Origin of the sequence: Streptomyces sp. Edi4, assembly GCF_040253615.1 — a bacterium.
Taxonomy (GTDB): domain Bacteria; phylum Actinomycetota; class Actinomycetes; order Streptomycetales; family Streptomycetaceae; genus Streptomyces.
Map to the genome: position 1 here is coordinate 2,586,178 of NZ_JBEJGY010000004.1, position 16,664 is coordinate 2,602,841.

Annotated in this window: 13 protein-coding genes; 2 read left to right on the forward strand and 11 right to left on the reverse strand. The window is 69.7% G+C overall.

Translation table 11 applies throughout. From position 1 onward, the window contains the following. Positions 1–178 precede the first annotated feature (178 nt). The 8 genes from rodA to folC all read right to left on the reverse strand — a co-directional run bounded on the left by rodA (position 179) and on the right by folC (position 9,278). Entirely contained in the window at positions 179–1,372 is a 1,194-nt protein-coding gene (rodA, locus tag ABR738_RS13715) for a rod shape-determining protein RodA (RefSeq protein ID WP_350230253.1), read from the reverse strand. Between the two features lie 4 nt (positions 1,373–1,376). Further along, positions 1,377–3,635 carry a penicillin-binding protein 2 gene (gene mrdA, locus ABR738_RS13720; protein WP_350230254.1) on the reverse strand — a complete coding sequence of 753 codons (2,259 nt, stop codon included), beginning with the start codon at positions 3,633–3,635 and terminating at the stop codon, positions 1,377–1,379. A gap of 19 nt (positions 3,636–3,654) precedes the next feature. After that, positions 3,655–4,329, reverse strand: coding sequence for a rod shape-determining protein MreD (gene mreD / locus ABR738_RS13725; protein WP_350230255.1), 675 nt, complete (start codon positions 4,327–4,329; stop codon positions 3,655–3,657). Positions 4,330–4,341: 12 nt separating this feature from the next. Then, positions 4,342–5,463 carry a rod shape-determining protein MreC gene (gene mreC, locus ABR738_RS13730; RefSeq protein WP_350230256.1) on the reverse strand — a complete coding sequence of 374 codons (1,122 nt, stop codon included), beginning with the start codon at positions 5,461–5,463 and terminating at the stop codon, positions 4,342–4,344. A 122-nt stretch (positions 5,464–5,585) separates the two neighbouring features. Continuing rightward, entirely contained in the window at positions 5,586–6,605 is a 1,020-nt protein-coding gene (locus ABR738_RS13735) for a rod shape-determining protein (protein ID WP_053727412.1), read from the reverse strand. Positions 6,606–6,871: 266 nt separating this feature from the next. Then, a complete protein-coding gene (gene ndk, locus ABR738_RS13740) occupies positions 6,872–7,285 on the reverse strand; it encodes a nucleoside-diphosphate kinase (protein WP_350230257.1) in 414 nt (137 codons plus the stop codon). A gap of 111 nt (positions 7,286–7,396) precedes the next feature. After that, complete coding sequence (locus ABR738_RS13745) at positions 7,397–7,768, reverse strand: DUF4233 domain-containing protein (RefSeq protein WP_350230258.1); 372 nt, start codon at positions 7,766–7,768, stop codon at positions 7,397–7,399. A gap of 4 nt (positions 7,769–7,772) precedes the next feature. Next, positions 7,773–9,278, reverse strand: a complete 1,506-nt coding sequence (folC, locus tag ABR738_RS13750) for a bifunctional tetrahydrofolate synthase/dihydrofolate synthase (RefSeq protein WP_350230259.1) — start codon at positions 9,276–9,278, stop codon at positions 7,773–7,775. A gap of 101 nt (positions 9,279–9,379) precedes the next feature. Between folC and ABR738_RS13755 the strand changes: the two genes are divergently transcribed. After that, on the forward strand, positions 9,380–10,387 hold the full coding sequence (locus ABR738_RS13755) for a rod shape-determining protein (protein ID WP_350230260.1): 1,008 nt from the start codon (positions 9,380–9,382) through the stop codon (positions 10,385–10,387). Between the two features lie 45 nt (positions 10,388–10,432). Here the strand turns inward: ABR738_RS13755 and ABR738_RS13760 are convergent, their stop codons facing one another. The 3 genes from ABR738_RS13760 to ABR738_RS13770 form a co-directional block, all read right to left on the reverse strand. Continuing rightward, complete coding sequence (locus ABR738_RS13760; protein WP_350230261.1) at positions 10,433–11,593, reverse strand: sensor histidine kinase; 1,161 nt, start codon at positions 11,591–11,593, stop codon at positions 10,433–10,435. A gap of 319 nt (positions 11,594–11,912) precedes the next feature. Next, on the reverse strand, positions 11,913–14,537 hold the full coding sequence (locus ABR738_RS13765) for a valine--tRNA ligase (RefSeq protein ID WP_350230262.1): 2,625 nt from the start codon (positions 14,535–14,537) through the stop codon (positions 11,913–11,915). 180 nt (positions 14,538–14,717) lie between these two features. Then, positions 14,718–15,887 carry an RNA-guided endonuclease InsQ/TnpB family protein gene (locus tag ABR738_RS13770; RefSeq protein ID WP_350230263.1) on the reverse strand — a complete coding sequence of 390 codons (1,170 nt, stop codon included), beginning with the start codon at positions 15,885–15,887 and terminating at the stop codon, positions 14,718–14,720. A 124-nt stretch (positions 15,888–16,011) separates the two neighbouring features. Between ABR738_RS13770 and ABR738_RS13775 the strand changes: the two genes are divergently transcribed. After that, positions 16,012–16,605: a transposase gene (locus tag ABR738_RS13775; RefSeq protein WP_350230264.1), complete on the forward strand. Its 594-nt coding sequence runs from the start codon at positions 16,012–16,014 to the stop codon at positions 16,603–16,605. The last annotated feature ends 59 nt before the right edge of the window (positions 16,606–16,664 follow it).

Sequence of the window (16,664 nt, forward strand, 5' to 3'; positions counted from 1 at the left end):
GGTGGCCGGATGGGGTGGGCCCCAAGAAAGCACCCCAGGCCCGCTCCGGCCCGCTCCCGGCGAAAGGGGCGCGGGACCCGCCGTCGCCGGGTCCCGCGCCCCTTTCCGTGCCCCCGCCAACCATCCGGGTCTACGCCACCGACCGCCCGGGGCTACGCCACCGCCGACCGCCCAAGGTCTACGCCGTTATCGGCCGCTGCACCCGGATCGACTGGAGCAGCCCTATGGCCACCCACACCGCGAACATCGAGGACCCTCCGTAGGAGACGAACGGCAGCGGGATGCCCGCGACCGGCATGATGCCGAGGGTCATGCCGATGTTCTCGAAGGACTGGAAGGCGAACCAGGCGATGATGCCGGCCGCGACGACGGTGCCGTACAGCTCGGTCGTCTCGCGGGCGATGCGGCAGGCGCGCCACAGGATGACGCCGATCAGCACGATGATCAGGCCCGCGCCGACGAAGCCCAGCTCCTCGCCGGCCACGGTGAACACGAAGTCCGTCTGCTGTTCGGGGACGAACTGCCCGGTGGTCTGGGAGCCCTTGAAGAGTCCGGTGCCGGTGAGGCCGCCGGAGCCGATCGCGATCCTGGCCTGGCCGGTGTTGTAGCCGACGCCCGCCGGGTCGAGGTTGGGGTTGGCGAACGCCGCGAACCGGTTGATCTGGTACTTGTCCAGTATTCCGAGCGCGGCGACGAGGACGGCGCCGACCACGCCCGCGCCGAGCAGCCCGAAGATCCAGCGGTTGGAGGCCCCGGAGGACAGCAGCACGCCGAGGATGATCACCACGATGACCATGGTGGAACCGAGGTCGGGCATCAGCATGATGCAGCCGATGGGGATCATCGCGAGGGCGAGGGCCTTCATCACCGTGCGGTGATCGGGGTGCTCCTGGTCGCCGGCGTCCACCCGCGCGGCGAGCAGCATCGCCATGCACAGGATGATCGCGATCTTCGCGAACTCGGAGGGCTGGAGGGAGAATCCGCCGCCGAGCACGATCCAGGAGTGGGCGCCGTTGACGGTGGCGCCGAGCGGGGAGAGCACGGCGAGCAGCAGCAGGATGGAGAGCCCATACAGGATCGGGACCGCGCCGCGCAGGGTGCGGTGGCCGAGCCAGATGGTGCCGATCATCAGGCAGACCCCGATGCCGGCGTTCATGATGTGCCGGATCAGGAAAAAGTACGGGTCGCCCTGGTTGATGCTGGTGCGGTTGCGGGTGGCGGACCACACCAGGAGCGAGCCGATGAGGCAGAGCGCGAGGGCCGAGAGGAGCAGCGGCCAGTCGAGTCTGCGCAGCACCGAGTCGCGGGCGGCGAGTCTGGCCAGGGTCCCGCGCTCCTTGGGGGCGTAGCGCTGGACGGAGAAGCCTGCCATGGCGCTAGTCCCTTCGTGGGTTGCGGTTGTCGACGGTGCCGGCCGGGGAGGTGGCGGGCTGGGGCTGGCCGTCGGGCTGCTTGGTGCCGTTGCCCTGGTCGGGCTTGTCGGTCTTGTCCCCCTTGGCTCCCTTGTCCTTGGTCTTGCCGGCGTTGGGGTCGTAGGCGGTGACCGTGGGGGCGTCGATGGAGCCGTCGGGCTGGATCTTGGGCAGGGACTGCTCGGGCTGCGGGAGCAGGGCGCGCTTGAGGTCCTGGTTGCCGGCGTCGTCGATGCCGTACATCGCCTCGTAGATCTTGCGGACGGCCTCACCGGAGGCGCCGGAGCCCGTACCGGCCTGGGCGATCGTCATCACGACCGTGTAGTCCTTGGAGTACGTGGCGAGCCAGGAGGTGGTCTGCTTGCCGTAGACCTCGGCGGTGCCGGTCTTGGCGTGCAGCTCGATCTTGTCCTGGGGCCAGCCCTGGAACTTCCAGGCGGCGGTGCCGCTGGTGACGACGCCCGCGAGGGCCTTGTTGAAGCCGTCGAGGGTGGCCTGGGTGACGGGGAGCTTCCCGTTGACCTTCGGCTTGATCTCCTGGACGGACTTGCCGTCGGCGCTGATGATCGCCTTGCCGATGGTGGGGGCGTGCATGGTGCCGCCGTTGGCGATGGCCCCGTAGATCATGGCCTCCTGGATCGGCGTGACGAGGGTGTCGCCCTGGCCGATGGAGTAGTTGATCGAGTCGCCCTCACGCATCTTGTTGCCTTCGAGGCAGTTCTCGTACGCGATCTTCTCGACGTAACTGCCGTCCTTCTTGCCGGTCCTGCACCAGCTGTCCTTGTTGGCGCTCCAGTAGTTCTCCTTCCACTGGCGGTCCGGGACGCGGCCGGTGACCTCGTTGGGCAGGTCGACGCCGGTGATCTTGCCGAGGCCGAACTGGTGGGCGGCCTTGTAGAAGTAGTCCTTGGGCTGGCCCTTCTTGGGGTTGATTCCGCCGTCCTTCTTCCACTCGTTGTCGGCGAGTCCGTAGAAGACGGTGTCGCAGGAGACCTCGAGGGCGCGCCCGAGCGAGATGGGGCCGAAGTTCTCGCCCTCGAAGTTCTTGAAGACCTGACCGCCCACGGAGTACGAGCTGGTGCAGGGGTAACCGCCGTCCCACTTGTAGCCGGCTTCGACGGCGGCGGCGGTGGAGACCACCTTGAACGTCGAACCGGGCGCGGCCTGACCCTGTATGGCGCGGTTCAGGAGCGGATAGTTGCCGTCCTTGCCGGTGAGCGTCTGGTAGTCCTTGCCGGAGATGCCGCCGACCCAGACGTTGGGGTCGTAGGTGGGCGCCGAGGCCATGGCGACGATCCGCCCGGTCTTGGCCTCCATGACGACGACCGCGCCGGAGTCGGCCTTGTAGTTCTCGTTGGTGATCTTGTCGTACTGCTGGCGGGCCTCGACCATCGCGTTGTTGAGCTCGTACTCGGCGACGGCCTGCACGCGTGCGTCTATCGAGGTGACGACGTTGGCGCCGGGCTGCGCCTTGTCGCTCTCGGCCTGGCCGATGACCCGGCCGAGGTTGTCGACCTCGTAGCGGGTCACGCCCGCCTTGCCGCGCAGCTGCTTGTCGTAGGTGCGCTCCAGGCCCGAGCGGCCGACCTGGTCGGAGCGCAGATAGGGCGAGTCGGTGTCCTTGGCCTTGGTGATCTCGTCGTCGGTGACGGGCGAGAGGTAGCCGAGCACCTGGGCGGTGTTGGACTTGCCGGGCCCGGGATAGCGGCGCACGGCGGTGGGGTCGGCGGTGATGCCGGGGAAGTCCTCGGAGCGCTCGCGGATCTGGAGGGCCTGCTGGGTGGTGGCCTTGTCGGTGACGGGGATCGGCTGGTACGGGGAGCCGTTCCAGCAGGGCTTGGGGGTCTTGGCGTCACAGAGCCTGACCTTGTCCATGACCTCCTGCGGCTTCATGCCGAGGACGGCGGCGAGGCGGGTCAGGACGGCCTTGCCGCGGTCGGGCATCTTGGACAGGTCGGTGCGGGAGGCGGAGACCACAAGGCGCGTCTCGTTGTCGGCGAGCGGGACGCCGCGCGCGTCGAGGATCGAGCCGCGCACGGCGGGCTGGACGACCTGCTGGACGTGGTTGTTCTTGGCCTCGTCCTCGTACTGCCGGCCGTTGCGGATCTGGAGGTACCACAGGCGTCCGCCCAGCGTGAGCAGGAGCGAGAAGACCAGGACCTGGATGATGACGAGCCGGATCCGCACCCGGGGGGTGCGGCCCGTCTCGGGGATGTTGCTCATGCGGTGGCGGCCCCCTGGTTCACAGTCGCTTGACACCCTTGATACGGCCCGCCCGGGCCGCTCTGTTCCTGGCGGCCTTGATCCGCAGCCCGCCGCGCTGGTTGCCGATGCGCAGGCCGGTGCCGCCGGAGAGCCAGCCGGAGCCGATGTTGTTCCTGGGGCTGCCGTTGCCGGTGGTGTCCGCGAGCGGGTCGTTCTCGGCGCGCCGGGCGATCGCCATGATCAGCGGCACGGTGAACGGCGCGAGCAGCAGATCGTAGAGCGCGGCCGTGAACAGCAGCCCGGGCAGGCCGACATGGCGGGCCGCGGTGTCTCCCACCAGGGCGCCCACCGTGGCGTAGAGCAGCGTCGAGCCGATGGCCGCGCCGACCACCACCATCATCGGTCCCGCCGCGCTGCGCAGCCGCCCGTGGTCGGGCTTGGCCAGGCCCGCGAGGTAGCCGATCACGCACAGGACCAGGGCGTAGCGCCCGGCGGCGTGGTCGGCGGGGGGCGCGAGGTCGGCGAGCAGGCCCGCGCCGAAGCCGACGAAGGCGCCGCCGACGTGGCCGTAGACCAGGGCCAGACCAAGGACGGTCAGGAGTACCAAGTCCGGTACGGCGCCGGGCAGTTGGAGGCGGGCGAGGATGCTCACCTGGACGACGAGGGCGACGACGACCAGGGCGGCGGAGAGGATGACCCTGTTGACACGCATCTGGATCAGCTCCTACTGCTCGCCGTCGGCGTTGGCTTGGCCGTTGGGGTCGCCGCCCGGGGGCGGGTTCGCGTTGGCGTTGCCGTCGGGGGCCTGCGCGGTGCCGGCCGGCACGTTGGGCTTGCCGGCCTGGGGGCTGGGCTTGGCGTTCGGGTCGGCGCCCTGGTTCGCGTCGGCGCTCTGGTCGGCGATGTTCGTGTTGCCCTGGCCATTGGGGGTCGCGGCGCCGGTGGGGGTGGCCGTGACCGTGACCGTGGGCGTCGGGGTGGGCTGGGGCTTGGCGGGCAGCACCTGGTCGCGCGGGTCGGTGCGCGGGGCCTGGACGACGACGCCGACGATGTCGAGCTTGGTGAAGCCGACGTAGGGGCGTACGTAGATGGTGCGCGTGAGGTCGCCGCCGGAGGGGTCGACCTTGACGACCTCGCCGACCGGGACGCCGGGCACGAACGGCTTGTCGGCCTGCGAGCCGAAGGTCACCAGACGGTCGCCGGGGCTCACCTTGGCCTTGCCGTTGAGCAGTTGGACCGACAGCGGCCGGTCTCCGTGGCCGGTGGCGAAGCCGAGCTCGTCGCTCTTCTCCATCCGGGTGCCGACGGTGAAGTCGGGGTCGTTGGCGAGCAGCACGGTGGAGGTGGAGGGCCCCACCGTCGTGACCCGCCCGACCAGGCCGTCGCCGTTGAGCACCGTCATGTCGCGCTGGATGCCGTCGTTGGACCCGGCGTCGATGGTGACCGTCCAGGAGAAGCCCTGGGCCGCTCCTATGGCGACGACCTGGGCGGCCTTGATGCCGTACTGGCCCTCGCCGGCGGTCTTGAGCATCGAGTCGAGCTGGCCCAGGCGGCTGCGGTTGCGGGCGTCGCTGCCGAGCCGCTGCTTGAGCGCCTCGTTCTCGGCCTGGAGGGCGGCGATCTTGTCGTGGCGCTTGCCGGAGTCGCGTACCGCGCCGATCGCGTTGCCGACCGGGTCGACGGCGCCGGCGACCCCGTTCTCCACCGGTCCGAAGACGGCGGCGGCGGCCTGCCGGGCACCGTCCACCGGTGAATTCGCCCCGCCTCTGATATCGACCGTGATCAGCGCGAACGCTACGGCGATCAGCAGCACCAGGAGCAGCCGGCTCTCTCGTGTGTCCCTCACGTGCGGCGGCCGTGCCTTCCTCGTAGGAATGTGGGTGATCTACAAGATCTCTTCGATCTGTATATCAACGATCCGCCGTACGGGTCGGCAGTGACCCATACGGCGGACGGCGGGCCCGGAGGCTACCTGCGGGGCTGGGCGTCGAGCACCTGCTGGAGGGCTTCGAACTCCTCCACGCACTTGCCGGAGCCGAGGGCCACGGAGTCCAGCGGGTCCTCGGCGATGTGGATCGGCATGCCGGTCTCGCGGCGCAGCCGCTCGTCGAGGCCGCGCAGCAGGGCGCCGCCGCCGGTCAGGACGATGCCGCGGTCCATGATGTCGCCGGAGAGCTCGGGCGGGCACTTGTCCAGGGTCGTCTTGACCGCGTCGACGATCGCGTTGACCGGCTCCTCGATCGCCTTGCGCACCTCGGCCGCGGAGATCACCACGGTCTTGGGCAGCCCCGAGACGAGGTCGCGGCCGCGGATCTCGGTGTGCTCGTCCTTGTCGAGGTCGTAGGCCGAACCGATCGTGATCTTGATCTGTTCCGCGGTGCGCTCACCGAGAAGGAGGGAGTACTCCTTCTTGATGTGCTGGATGATCGCGTTGTCCAGCTCGTCGCCCGCGACCCGGATCGACTGCGCCGTGACGATTCCGCCGAGCGAGATCACGGCGACCTCGGTGGTGCCGCCACCGATGTCCACGACCATGTTGCCGGTGGCCTCGTGGACCGGCAGACCCGAGCCGATGGCCGCGGCCATGGGCTCTTCGATGATGTGCACCTGGCGGGCACCGGCCTGGGTGGAGGCCTCGATGACGGCGCGGCGCTCGACTCCCGTGATGCCCGAGGGCACACAGACCACGACGCGCGGACGGGCCAGGTACCGGCGCTTGTGGATCTTCAGGATGAAGTAGCGGAGCATCCGCTCGGTGATCTCGAAGTCGGCGATCACGCCGTCCTTCAGGGGCCGTACGGCGACGATGTTGCCCGGCGTGCGGCCGATCATCTTCTTGGCTTCCGCGCCGACCGCGAGGATGCCGCCGGTGTTGGTGTTGATGGCGACGACGGACGGCTCGTTCAGGACGATTCCGCGGCCCCTGACGTACACCAGCGTGTTGGCGGTCCCGAGGTCGACAGCCATGTCACGGCCGATGAACGACATTTTGTTGCTCCCCATGAGGATGCGTCCGGCCTTCCCTATTCGAGCGTTGACGGCTTCTCAGGTCGGCGAGGTGGGTGCGATGAGCGTGAGGCCCCATCGTAGTCCGGCCCGCACGGACACGGCGCGGTGGTCCACCTCAGTATGGGTGACGTCGTGTCGGGGCGATGCGTTCCCGAAGTCGGCCCGCATATGCCCAAGGGCGACCGAAATTCCTTCGGTCGCCCCAGGTCGTGAGCGCTATATGGCGGACATTCCGTCAGTAACGGTCAGTCGCGGCCCGGGAAGAAAATCTTCAGTTCCCGCTCGGCGGACTCGGCCGAATCCGAGGCGTGGATGAGGTTTTCCCGGACGATGGTGCCGAAATCGCCGCGAATGGAACCGGGGGCGGCCGCGATCGGGTCGGTGGGGCCCGCCAATTGGCGTACTCCCTCGATGACGCGCTCGCCCTCGACCACCAGGGCGACGACCGGGCCCGAGGACATGAAGGCCACCAGCGGCTCGTAGAAGGGCTTGCCCTTGTGCTCGCCGTAGTGCTGCTCCAGGGTGTCCTGGTCCAGGGAGCGCAGCTCAAGAGCGCGGATGCTCCAGCCGGCCTTGCGCTCGATGCGGCTGATCACCTCGCCGATCAGGCCACGGCGAACGGTGTCGGGCTTGAGCAGGACCAGGGTGCGCTCGGTCATGGTGTGCGGATCTCCTTGCAGGCATTACGGGTGCGGTGAGGCGAGGCTACCGGGTGACGCCGAACGGGTGGCATCCGGACTCGGCCAAGCCCCGCCATCGCAGCACCGCCCCTACTGCGCCTGCGCCTCGGCCTGCGCCCCGGTCCCCGCCTGGGCCTGCGCGGCGAACCGCGCCTTCGCCTCGTCGATCTTGCGGCCGTAGTGCACCGAGGCCCACCACAGGGCGCCGAACAGGACGCCCATGAAGAACATCGGCGGGACGGCGAACCCGCTCGCGACCAGGGCGATCTGGAGGCCCCAGCCGAGCGCGACGCCGCCGCGCCGGCCCAGCGTCCCGCACAGCAGCACCGACAGCACCATGCCGATGCCGCAGACCGTCCACACGGTGGTGGTGGCCAGGTCCGGGTCCTTCATCGCGACCAGGCCCGCGAAGGCGATCACGAAGAATTCACCGATCAGGGTGGACGCGCAGAGCGTACGCATCGGGTCAGCCCCTCTTCAGCATGAGCCGGGCGTCGCCGACCGTGAACACGGAACCGGTGATCAGGACGCCCGCTCCCGCGTACTCGTCCTCCTCCTCGGCCAGGGTGATGGCGGCCTCGATCGCGTCGTCCAGGCGCGGTTCGACCACGACGCGCTCGTCGCCGAACACCTCGACGGCGAGCGCGGCCAGTTCGTCCACGTCCATGGAGCGCGCGGTGGTGTTGGCGGTGACCACGATCTCGGCGAAGACCGGCTCGAACGCCTCGAGCAAACCCTTGACGTCCTTGTCGGCGCTCGCGGCGACCACGCCGATCAGGCGCGAGAAGCCGAACGCCTCGGTCAGGCCCTCCGCGGTGGCCCGGGCGCCCGCGGGGTTGTGCGCCGCGTCCAGGACGACGGTGGGCGAGCGGCGCACGACCTCAAGGCGGCCGGGCGAGACCACGGAGGCGAACGCCTTGCGGACGGTGTCGAGGTCGAGCGGGCCCGGCTGCTGGGAGCCGACGCCGAAGAACGCCTCGACCGCGGCGAGCGCCACCGCCGCGTTGTGCGCCATGTGGGCCCCGTACAGCGGCAGGAAGATCTCCTCGTACTCACCGCCGAGGCCGCGCAGGGTCAGGAGCTGGCCGCCTACGGCGACCTCACGCCCCACGACGCCGAACTCCATGCCCTCGCGGGCCACCGTGGCGTCCGCCTCGACGGCCTTCTTCAGCATGACCTGCGCCGCGTCGACGGGCTGCTGGGCCAGGATCACCGTCGCGCCCTGCTTGATGATCCCGGACTTCTCGGTGGCGATCTCGCCGGTGGTGTTGCCGAGCCGGTCGGTGTGGTCGAGGTCGATCGGGGTGACGACGGCGACGCCCGCCTCGATGACATTCGTCGCGTCCCAGGTGCCGCCCATGCCGACCTCGACGACCGCCACGTCGACGGGCGCGTCGGCGAAGGCCGCGTACGCCATGCCGGTCAGGACCTCGAAGAAGGAGAGCCGGAACTCCTCGCGCGCGTCCACCATCTCGACGTACGGCTTGATGTCGTCATACGTCTCGACGAAGCGCTCGGCGGGGATCGGCAGGCCGTCCAGGCTGATGCGCTCGGTGATCGACTGGACGTGCGGCGAGGTGTAGCGCCCGGTGCGCAGCTCGAAGGCGCCGAGCAGGGCCTCGATCATCCGGGCGGTGGAGGTCTTGCCGTTGGTGCCGGTGATGTGGATCGTCGGGTACGCGCGCTGCGGCTCGCCCAGGACGTCCATCAGGGCGGCGATGCGGCGCACCGACGGCTCCAGCTTGGTCTCGCCCCAGCGGCCGGCGAGCTCGGTCTCCACCGCGCGCAGCGCCGCGTCGACCTCGGGGTCCGCGGGACGGCCCGGCACGGCGTCGCCCTGGGGCGCTGCGCCGTGCGTGCGCAGGGTGCGGCTGCCTGCCTCGATCACCGCGAGGTCGGGGTCTCTGTCGGTCTCGGCCTCGACGATCTGATCGAAGTCGTCGGCTTCACTGGGGTCGGGCTGCTCGGTCACGGGTCCAGTCTACGGAGAAGCACCGAGGGGACCTTGGACCCGCCCCTTTCGGGACGTTCGGCCCCCGGGTCCCACAGACTGTCCGGGCAAACTTGGCGATCATGGACATAGGCATCGACCTCGGTACCGCCAACACGCTTCTCTACGCCCGGGGGCAGGGCATCGTGCTCAATGAGCCGTCCGTGGTGGCGATGAAGGAGGGCGGCCGCTCGGCGCTCGCCGTAGGCACACAGGCCAAGGAGACCATCGGCCGTACGCCTGGTTCGATCACCGCCATCCGGCCCCTGCGGGACGGCGTGATCAGCGACTACGAGGCGGCGGAGGAAATGATCCGCCACTTCGTGAAACAGGCCGTGCCCGGGCGCCGCCCGCGCACCCGCATGGTGGTGTGCGTGCCGAGCGGGGTGACCCCGGTGGAGCGGCGCGCCATCGTGCACGCCTCCCAGCGGGCCGGCGCGAAGGCCGTGCACCTCATCGAGGAGCCGATGGCGGCGGCGATCGGAGCCGGCCTGCCGGTCGCCGAGCCGCGCGGCTCGATGGTGGTGGACATCGGCGGCGGCACCACGGAGGTCGCCGTGATCTCACTCGGGGGCATCGTGACCTCGCAGTCCCTGCGGGTGGGCGGCGACCGCCTGGACACCGCGATCACCGACTACGTGCGCAAGGAGCACGCGCTGCTCATCGGCGAGCGCACCGCCGAGGACGTCAAGTGCGCGATCGGGTCCGCGTGGCCGGTGCCGGGCAACGCGGAACTGGAGGAGCGTACGTTCACGGTGCGGGGCCGCGAGAAGGTCAAGGGGCTGCCCATGACGCTCTTGCTCACGGCGCGCGAGGTGCGGGCCGCCCTCGACGAGCCCGTCGAGGCGATCATCGCGGCGGTGCGGGTCACCCTGGAGGAGTGCCCGCCGGAGCTCGCCGGTGACGTGATGGAGCACGGCATCGTGCTGACCGGCGGCGGCGCGCTGCTGCCGGGCCTTGATCTGCGCATCGCCTCGGCGACCGGCATCCCCGTGTTCGTCGCGGACGATCCGCTGGACTGTGTGGTGCTGGGCGCGGGCAAGTGCGTGGAGGACTTCGACCAGTTGCAGCGGCTCCTTGTGGGCACCTAGAGCGGGCGTGCGGGGCGGCTCGGCCCACCGCCCGCGCGGGACGGCTCAGCCCACCGCGCCCGCCGGCAGCGTCGCCCGCACCTCGTAGGTGGTGTCGGTACGGGTCGTGGTGAGCGAGCCGCCCATGCTGTCCACCCGCTCGCGCATCGAGAACGTGCCGGTCCCCGAGGAGACCGGCTCCTTCACCGGCGCCGAGCGCGGCAGCGGATTCTGCACGGTGACCACGAGATCCCCAGCCACCAGCCGGATCGTCACCGCGACCGGCTCGCCCCTGGCGTGCTTGACGGAGTTGGTCAGGCACTCCTGCACCACCCGGTACACGGCCGCCTGCCGCAGCGGCGAGAGCCGGTGCGCGTCCGCCTCGATGTCGAGCCCGACCGGGGTGCCCGCGAGCCGGCTCTCCTCGGCCAGTGCGTCCAGGCCGTCCAGGCCGGGCGTCGCGGTGCGTTCGTCGGCGCGCCGCACGATGATCTCGTTCAGCATGAGGTGAGCGCGGCGCGCGCTGTCGGCGAGCTCTTCGAAGTCCTTGTGGTGCGGCTCGTTCCTGGCCCGCACGGCGAGCACTTCGGAGCGCACCGCGAGCATCGTCAGCTCGCGCCCCACCATGTCGTGCACGTCCCGGGCCACCGAGATCCGCTCGGCCTGCACGGCGCGCAGACCCGCGGTCTGGGCGCGCTGGGCCTCCAGTTCGTGGACGAGGTCGTGCCGGTAGGCGGAGATGCCGACGCCGCAGGCGAGCACCCCCACCGGCACCACGATCGCCAGGAACGAGCTGAGCGTCTCGCCCCGGATGTCGGGCCAGCCCGGCAGGTTGAACAGGACGTACGCCACCGCGATGTAGCCGCACGTGGCGAGGATGCCGGCGCGCCGCCCGCGGAAGCGGCCGAGCGAGTACAGCGCGAACTGCACCAGGTTCAGCTGGTGCAGCCAGCCCAGATAGCCGAGCGCCACCAGGTAGGGCAGCCAGGGCCAGCGCCTGCGCAGGAGCAGAGTGGCGGCGCCGAGCGCGAGGACGGGCGGCGCGGTGTAGCTGTTGAGCGAGTTGTCGTCGCGGGCCAGGCCCGGCACGTCGAGGATCATCAGGCCGAAGCAGCTCAGCGCGATCAGCACGTCCATGGCGCGGTCGTCGCCGACCCAGCGCGCGCTCGCGGCACGCGCCGCCGCCGTCGCGCGGCGCGGCGCGGAGGTCGGGGACGGCGAGTGCATGCTCTCCATCATCCAAGGTCTTGGGACCCCCACACCTGCGCCGAACGGCCCCCACGCAGTGATATGCCGCACGCGGCCGGACGGAGATGTCGCACGTGACCGGACGCCACTCCCCCGCTCCCCCGCGCCTCGGGCACGCCCGCCCGCGCGGGGCTCGCACGGGGCTCGCACAGGACGGGCCCGAGGCGCCCGGCGTGCGCGGCGCTCCGCACGCGAAGGGCCCCCGGGACCGAAGGACGCTGTTGGCCAACAGCGCCCCGGAGTCCCGGGGGCCCTCACCCGCGTACTGCGACGGCGTACGGGAGGTACGGCGGTCGGGTCAGCCCTGGGGCAGGGCCGCGATCTGGCGGGTGATCCGCTCGATGTCGGCCTCCGCCTTGGCAAGGCGGCCGCGGATCTTGTCGACCACGTTGTCCGGCGCCTTGGCGAGGAACGCCTCGTTGCCGAGCTTCTTGTTCGCGTCCGCCTTCTCCTTCTCGGCCGCGCCCAGGTCCTTGGTCAGACGCTTGCGCTCGGCCTCGACGTCGATGGTGCCCGAGAGGTCGAGCGCGACCGTGGCGCCCGCGACCGGCAGCGAGGCGGTGGCGTGGAAGTCCTCGCCGGCCGGCTGGAGACGGAGCAGCTGACGGATGGCCGCCTCGTGCGGGGCCAGCGACGTGCCGCTCAGGGTGAGCTCGGCCGGGACCTTCTGGCCGGGCTGGAGACCCTGGTCGGAACGGAAGCGGCGGACCTCGGTGACGACCTGCTGGACCAGCTCGATCTCGCGCTCGGCGGCCTCGTCGCGGAAGCCGCTGTCCTTGGGCCAGTCGGCGACGACCAGGGACTCGCCCCTGGTCAGCGTCGTCCACAGGGTGTCGGTGACGAACGGGACGATCGGGTGCAGGACCCGCAGCATCACGTCAAGGACCTCGCCCAGGACCCGGCCCGAGACCTTCGCCTGCTCGCCGCCCGCGAAGAACGTGGTCTTCGACAGCTCGACGTACCAGTCGAAGACCTCGTCCCACGCGAAGTGGTACAGCGCCTCGCTGAGCTTGGCGAACTGGTAGTCCTCGTAGTACGCGTCGACCTCGGCCACGGTCTTGTTGAGCCGCGACAGGATCCAGCGGTCGGTCGCCGAAAGCCGCTCCACGGGCGGGAGTTCACCCTCGACGGTGGCGCCGTTCATGAGCGCGAAGCGGGTCGCGTTCCAGATCTTGTTGGCGAAGTTGCGGGACGCCTGGACCCAGTCCTCGCCGATGGGGACGTCCGCGCCGGGGTTGGCGCCCTTGGCGAGGGTGAAGCGGACCGCGTCCGAGCCGTAGTTGTCCATCCAGTCCAGCGGGTCGACCGCGTTGGGGTTGGACTTCGACATCTTCTTGCCGAACTCGTCGCGGACCAGACCGGTCAACGCGACCGTCTTGAACGGGACTTCGCCGTCCATCGCGTACAGACCGAACATCATCATCCGGGCGACCCAGAAGAAGATGATGTCGTGGCCGGTGAGCAGGACGTCGGTGGAGTAGAACTTCTCCAGGTCGGCGGTCTTCTCCGGCCAGCCGAGCGTGGAGAACGGCCACAGGCCGGACGAGAACCAGGTGTCCAGGACGTCGGGGTCCTGGCGCCAGCCCTCGCCGGTGGGGATCTCGTCGTCGGGCCCCACGCACACGACCTGGCCCTCGGGGCCGTACCAGATCGGGATGCGGTGGCCCCACCACAACTGGCGCGAGATGCACCAGTCGTGCATGTTGTCGACCCAGTCGAAATACCGCTTCGACATGTCCTCGGGGTGGATCTTGACCCGGCCGTCACGGACCGCGTCACCCGCCGCCTGGGCGAGCGGGCCGACCTTGACCCACCACTGCATCGAAAGCCGCGGCTCGACAGTGGTCTTGCAGCGCGAGCAGTGGCCGACCGAGTGCATGTAGGGGCGCTTCTCGGCGACGATGCGGCCCTGCTCCTTGAGCGCGCCCACGACGGCCGAGCGGGCCTCGTAGCGGTCGAGTCCCTGGAAGGGGCCGGGGACGGTGATGACACCGCGCTCGTCCATGATCGTCATTGATTCCAGGCCGTGCCGCTGCCCGATGGCGAAGTCGTTGGGGTCGTGCGCCGGGGTCACCTTGACGCAGCCTGTGCCGAACTCGGGGTCGACGTGGGTGTCCGCGACGACCGGGATGGAGCGGTCGGTCAGCGGCAGCTTGATGAGCTTGCCGACCAGGTGCCGGTAGCGCTCGTCGTCGGGGTGGACGGCGATCGCGGTGTCGCCGAGCATCGTCTCGGCGCGCGTGGTGGCCACGACCAGGGTGTCCTCGCCCTCGCCGTACTTCAGGGAGACCAGCTCGCCCGGGTCCTCCTGGTACTCCACCTCGATGTCGGAGATGGCCGTCAGGCAGCGCGGGCACCAGTTGATGATGCGCTCGGCGCGGTAGATCAGCTCGTCGTCGTAGAGGTTCTTGAAGATGGTCTGGACGGCCTTGGACAGGCCCTCGTCCATGGTGAACCGCTCGCGCGACCAGTCAAGCCCCGCGCCCAGCCGCTTGAGCTGGCCCAGGATCCGGCCGCCGTACTCGCCCTTCCACTGCCACACGCGCTCGGTGAACGCCTCGCGGCCGAGGTCCTGGCGGGACTTGCCCTCCTCGGCGAGCTGCTGCTCGACCTTGTTCTGCGTGGCGATGCCCGCGTGGTCCATGCCGGGCAGCCACAGCGTCTCGTAGCCCTGCATCCGCTTGCGGCGGGTGAGCGCGTCCATGAGCGTGACCTGGAAGGCGTGGCCCAGGTGCAGCGCGCCCGTGACGTTCGGCGGCGGGATGACGATGGTGTACGGGTCCTTGTCGGAGCCCGCGTCGGCGGTGAAGTACCCGCGCTCTACCCAGCGCTCATACAGCTTCCCCTCTACCTCGGCCGGCGCGTACTGGGTCGGCAGTTCGGTGGGGGGCGCTGGATTCTGCTGCTGAGTGTTCTCGGTCACCGGGCCAGTTTAGGGGTGTCACGGGCCCGTACTGAAACGGGAATCTTTGTTGGCATCCGCCCCGCGATGGCCTGCGAGGATTCCTTGCTGACGCTGGGGAGCGGAGCAAGAAGTTCACGCGTGCGCCCGGTTTTGCCGCCGGGCATGACCGGCCTGGTGCGGCCGGCCGATGCGTGCTGTTCACCGCAGTGCTCTGCGGCAGACCGCGTCGTCCGCCATCCGCAGAGCGCGGTGGAGCGTGACGGTGGCGGCGTTGTGATCGGCGTCATCCCCGTGCCCGCACTTTACGCAGCGAAAGCTGTCCCGGTCGGTCCGGGAAAGCGGATCCCGGTGGCCACAGCGCCCGCAGGTCTGCGACGTGCCCGCAGGTACGACCGCGACCAGCACCGACCCGTACCTGGGGCACTTGTAGGCGAGCTGGCGCCTGCGTTCCCCGGGGGTGTTGTCGAGGATGCCGCGATTGAGCCCCGCTTTGCGCGAGCCTCGTCCGGCGCTCGCCGTCATGGACTTCACCCGCAGATCCTCGATCCCGACCAGGCCGTGGTTCTTGGCCAGATCGGTGGTGAGCTTGTGTGTGAAGTCCAACCGTCGGCGGGCTTGCCGGGCCTTGATACGGGCGATCTCTCTGAGGGTTTTCTGTAGGCGGATGCTGTGCCGTCCACCGCGATGTGTGTGCGCATGGCGCACTTGCCGTGCTTTGCGTCTCTCCAGTCCCTCCAGCCGCCGCCGCTCCCCCGCCGTGAGAGTCGGCGGCATGAGCCGGGGCTGAGCTTCGTCGGAACAGTAGGCGGCTTGTTTGACCCCGAAGTCGACGCCGACCGGCGGCAGGGTGTTGGCGAGGGGCGCTGGGCTCCGCGTACGTACGGCGAAGCTGATGGACCAGCGCCCGGAGGCATCAGTGGTGACCGTCGCGTTCTGGACGTCACCGCCCAGGGCGCGGGACAGCCGGAACTTGACCTCGCCGAGCTTCGGAATCCGCACGAAGGCCCATTTCCGGTTGATCGGCCGTACGCGAACCGCCTGGCCGGGCAGGGGGATGGAGAGCCGCGCCGATCGCTTCTTGTAGCGAGGGAATCGAGCGGGATGGTCCGCGTTCCAAAAGTTGTCGTAGGCCCGATCGAGACGCCGGAGGATCTGCTGCGGCGTCTGGGAGGGCAGCTCGCCGATCCAGTCGAGGTCGTGGCGCGCTTGTGTCAGGTACCGGCATTGCTCATCCGCCCGCAGACACCGGCCCCGCTGTTGAAGGACGTAGATCCGTTGCTCAAGGGCCAGGTTCCACACGGCGCGACAGGTATGACCCCAGCGCCGCAAGCGCTCGGCCTGTGCCGGGGCGGGGTACAGGCGGTACACGCGCCCGGTATTCGCCGGACTGACAGATTTGCACCCCACGACCCCACGCCCCCTCACCTTTCTCGATGGACACTTCCCCACGCTACATAGATAAGCTCAACTTGTCTGTCGTACGGTGAAAGCCATGTCAGCAGTACGGCTCATTCCTACGCAGGCCGCCGAGCGCCTAGGGGTTTCGGTCCAGGCCATCTATGTGCTCAACTCGCGCCCGAACAACGGCTTCCCCGAACCCGAGCACATCGGGCGGACGCCGACCTGGCTGGCGTCGGAGCTCGACGCCTGGCGAGCAGAACATCCCGCGAAGGGGCGGCGACGGCGCCCTCAGCGGCGCATCGAGACCGTGTCGAGCCGTCCCGATGCCTCGTTCCCCTGTCTGACGGCCCACATCGCCTTTGTCACGCACCGCCGGGCCGTGCTGACCGCCGAAATGCTGCGCTTGGCGGAGCACTCCTTGAACGTGGCTGCCGGAGCAGCCGATGCTCATATCGAGGCCTTCAGTGGAGCATCCGACCATGTACGGGCCCTGATCCGCTATCCGGCCGATCTTGCCGCCACCGACGTGGCCGGAAGGCTCAGAACCGCCTCTGAACGCGTGCTCCGTCGGGCAGGCATGGCGCAGGTTTGGGCGCCGTCGTACTTCGTGGCTTCGGTGGGAACCGAAAGTCCGGACCGCATCGACGAGTTCGTGCGGGAACAGGAACAAGTCGTCAACAGCTAGACATCGATCGACCCCGGGTACTGCGGGTCGCTCCCCCTTCCGTCAGGATGTCCGGATCG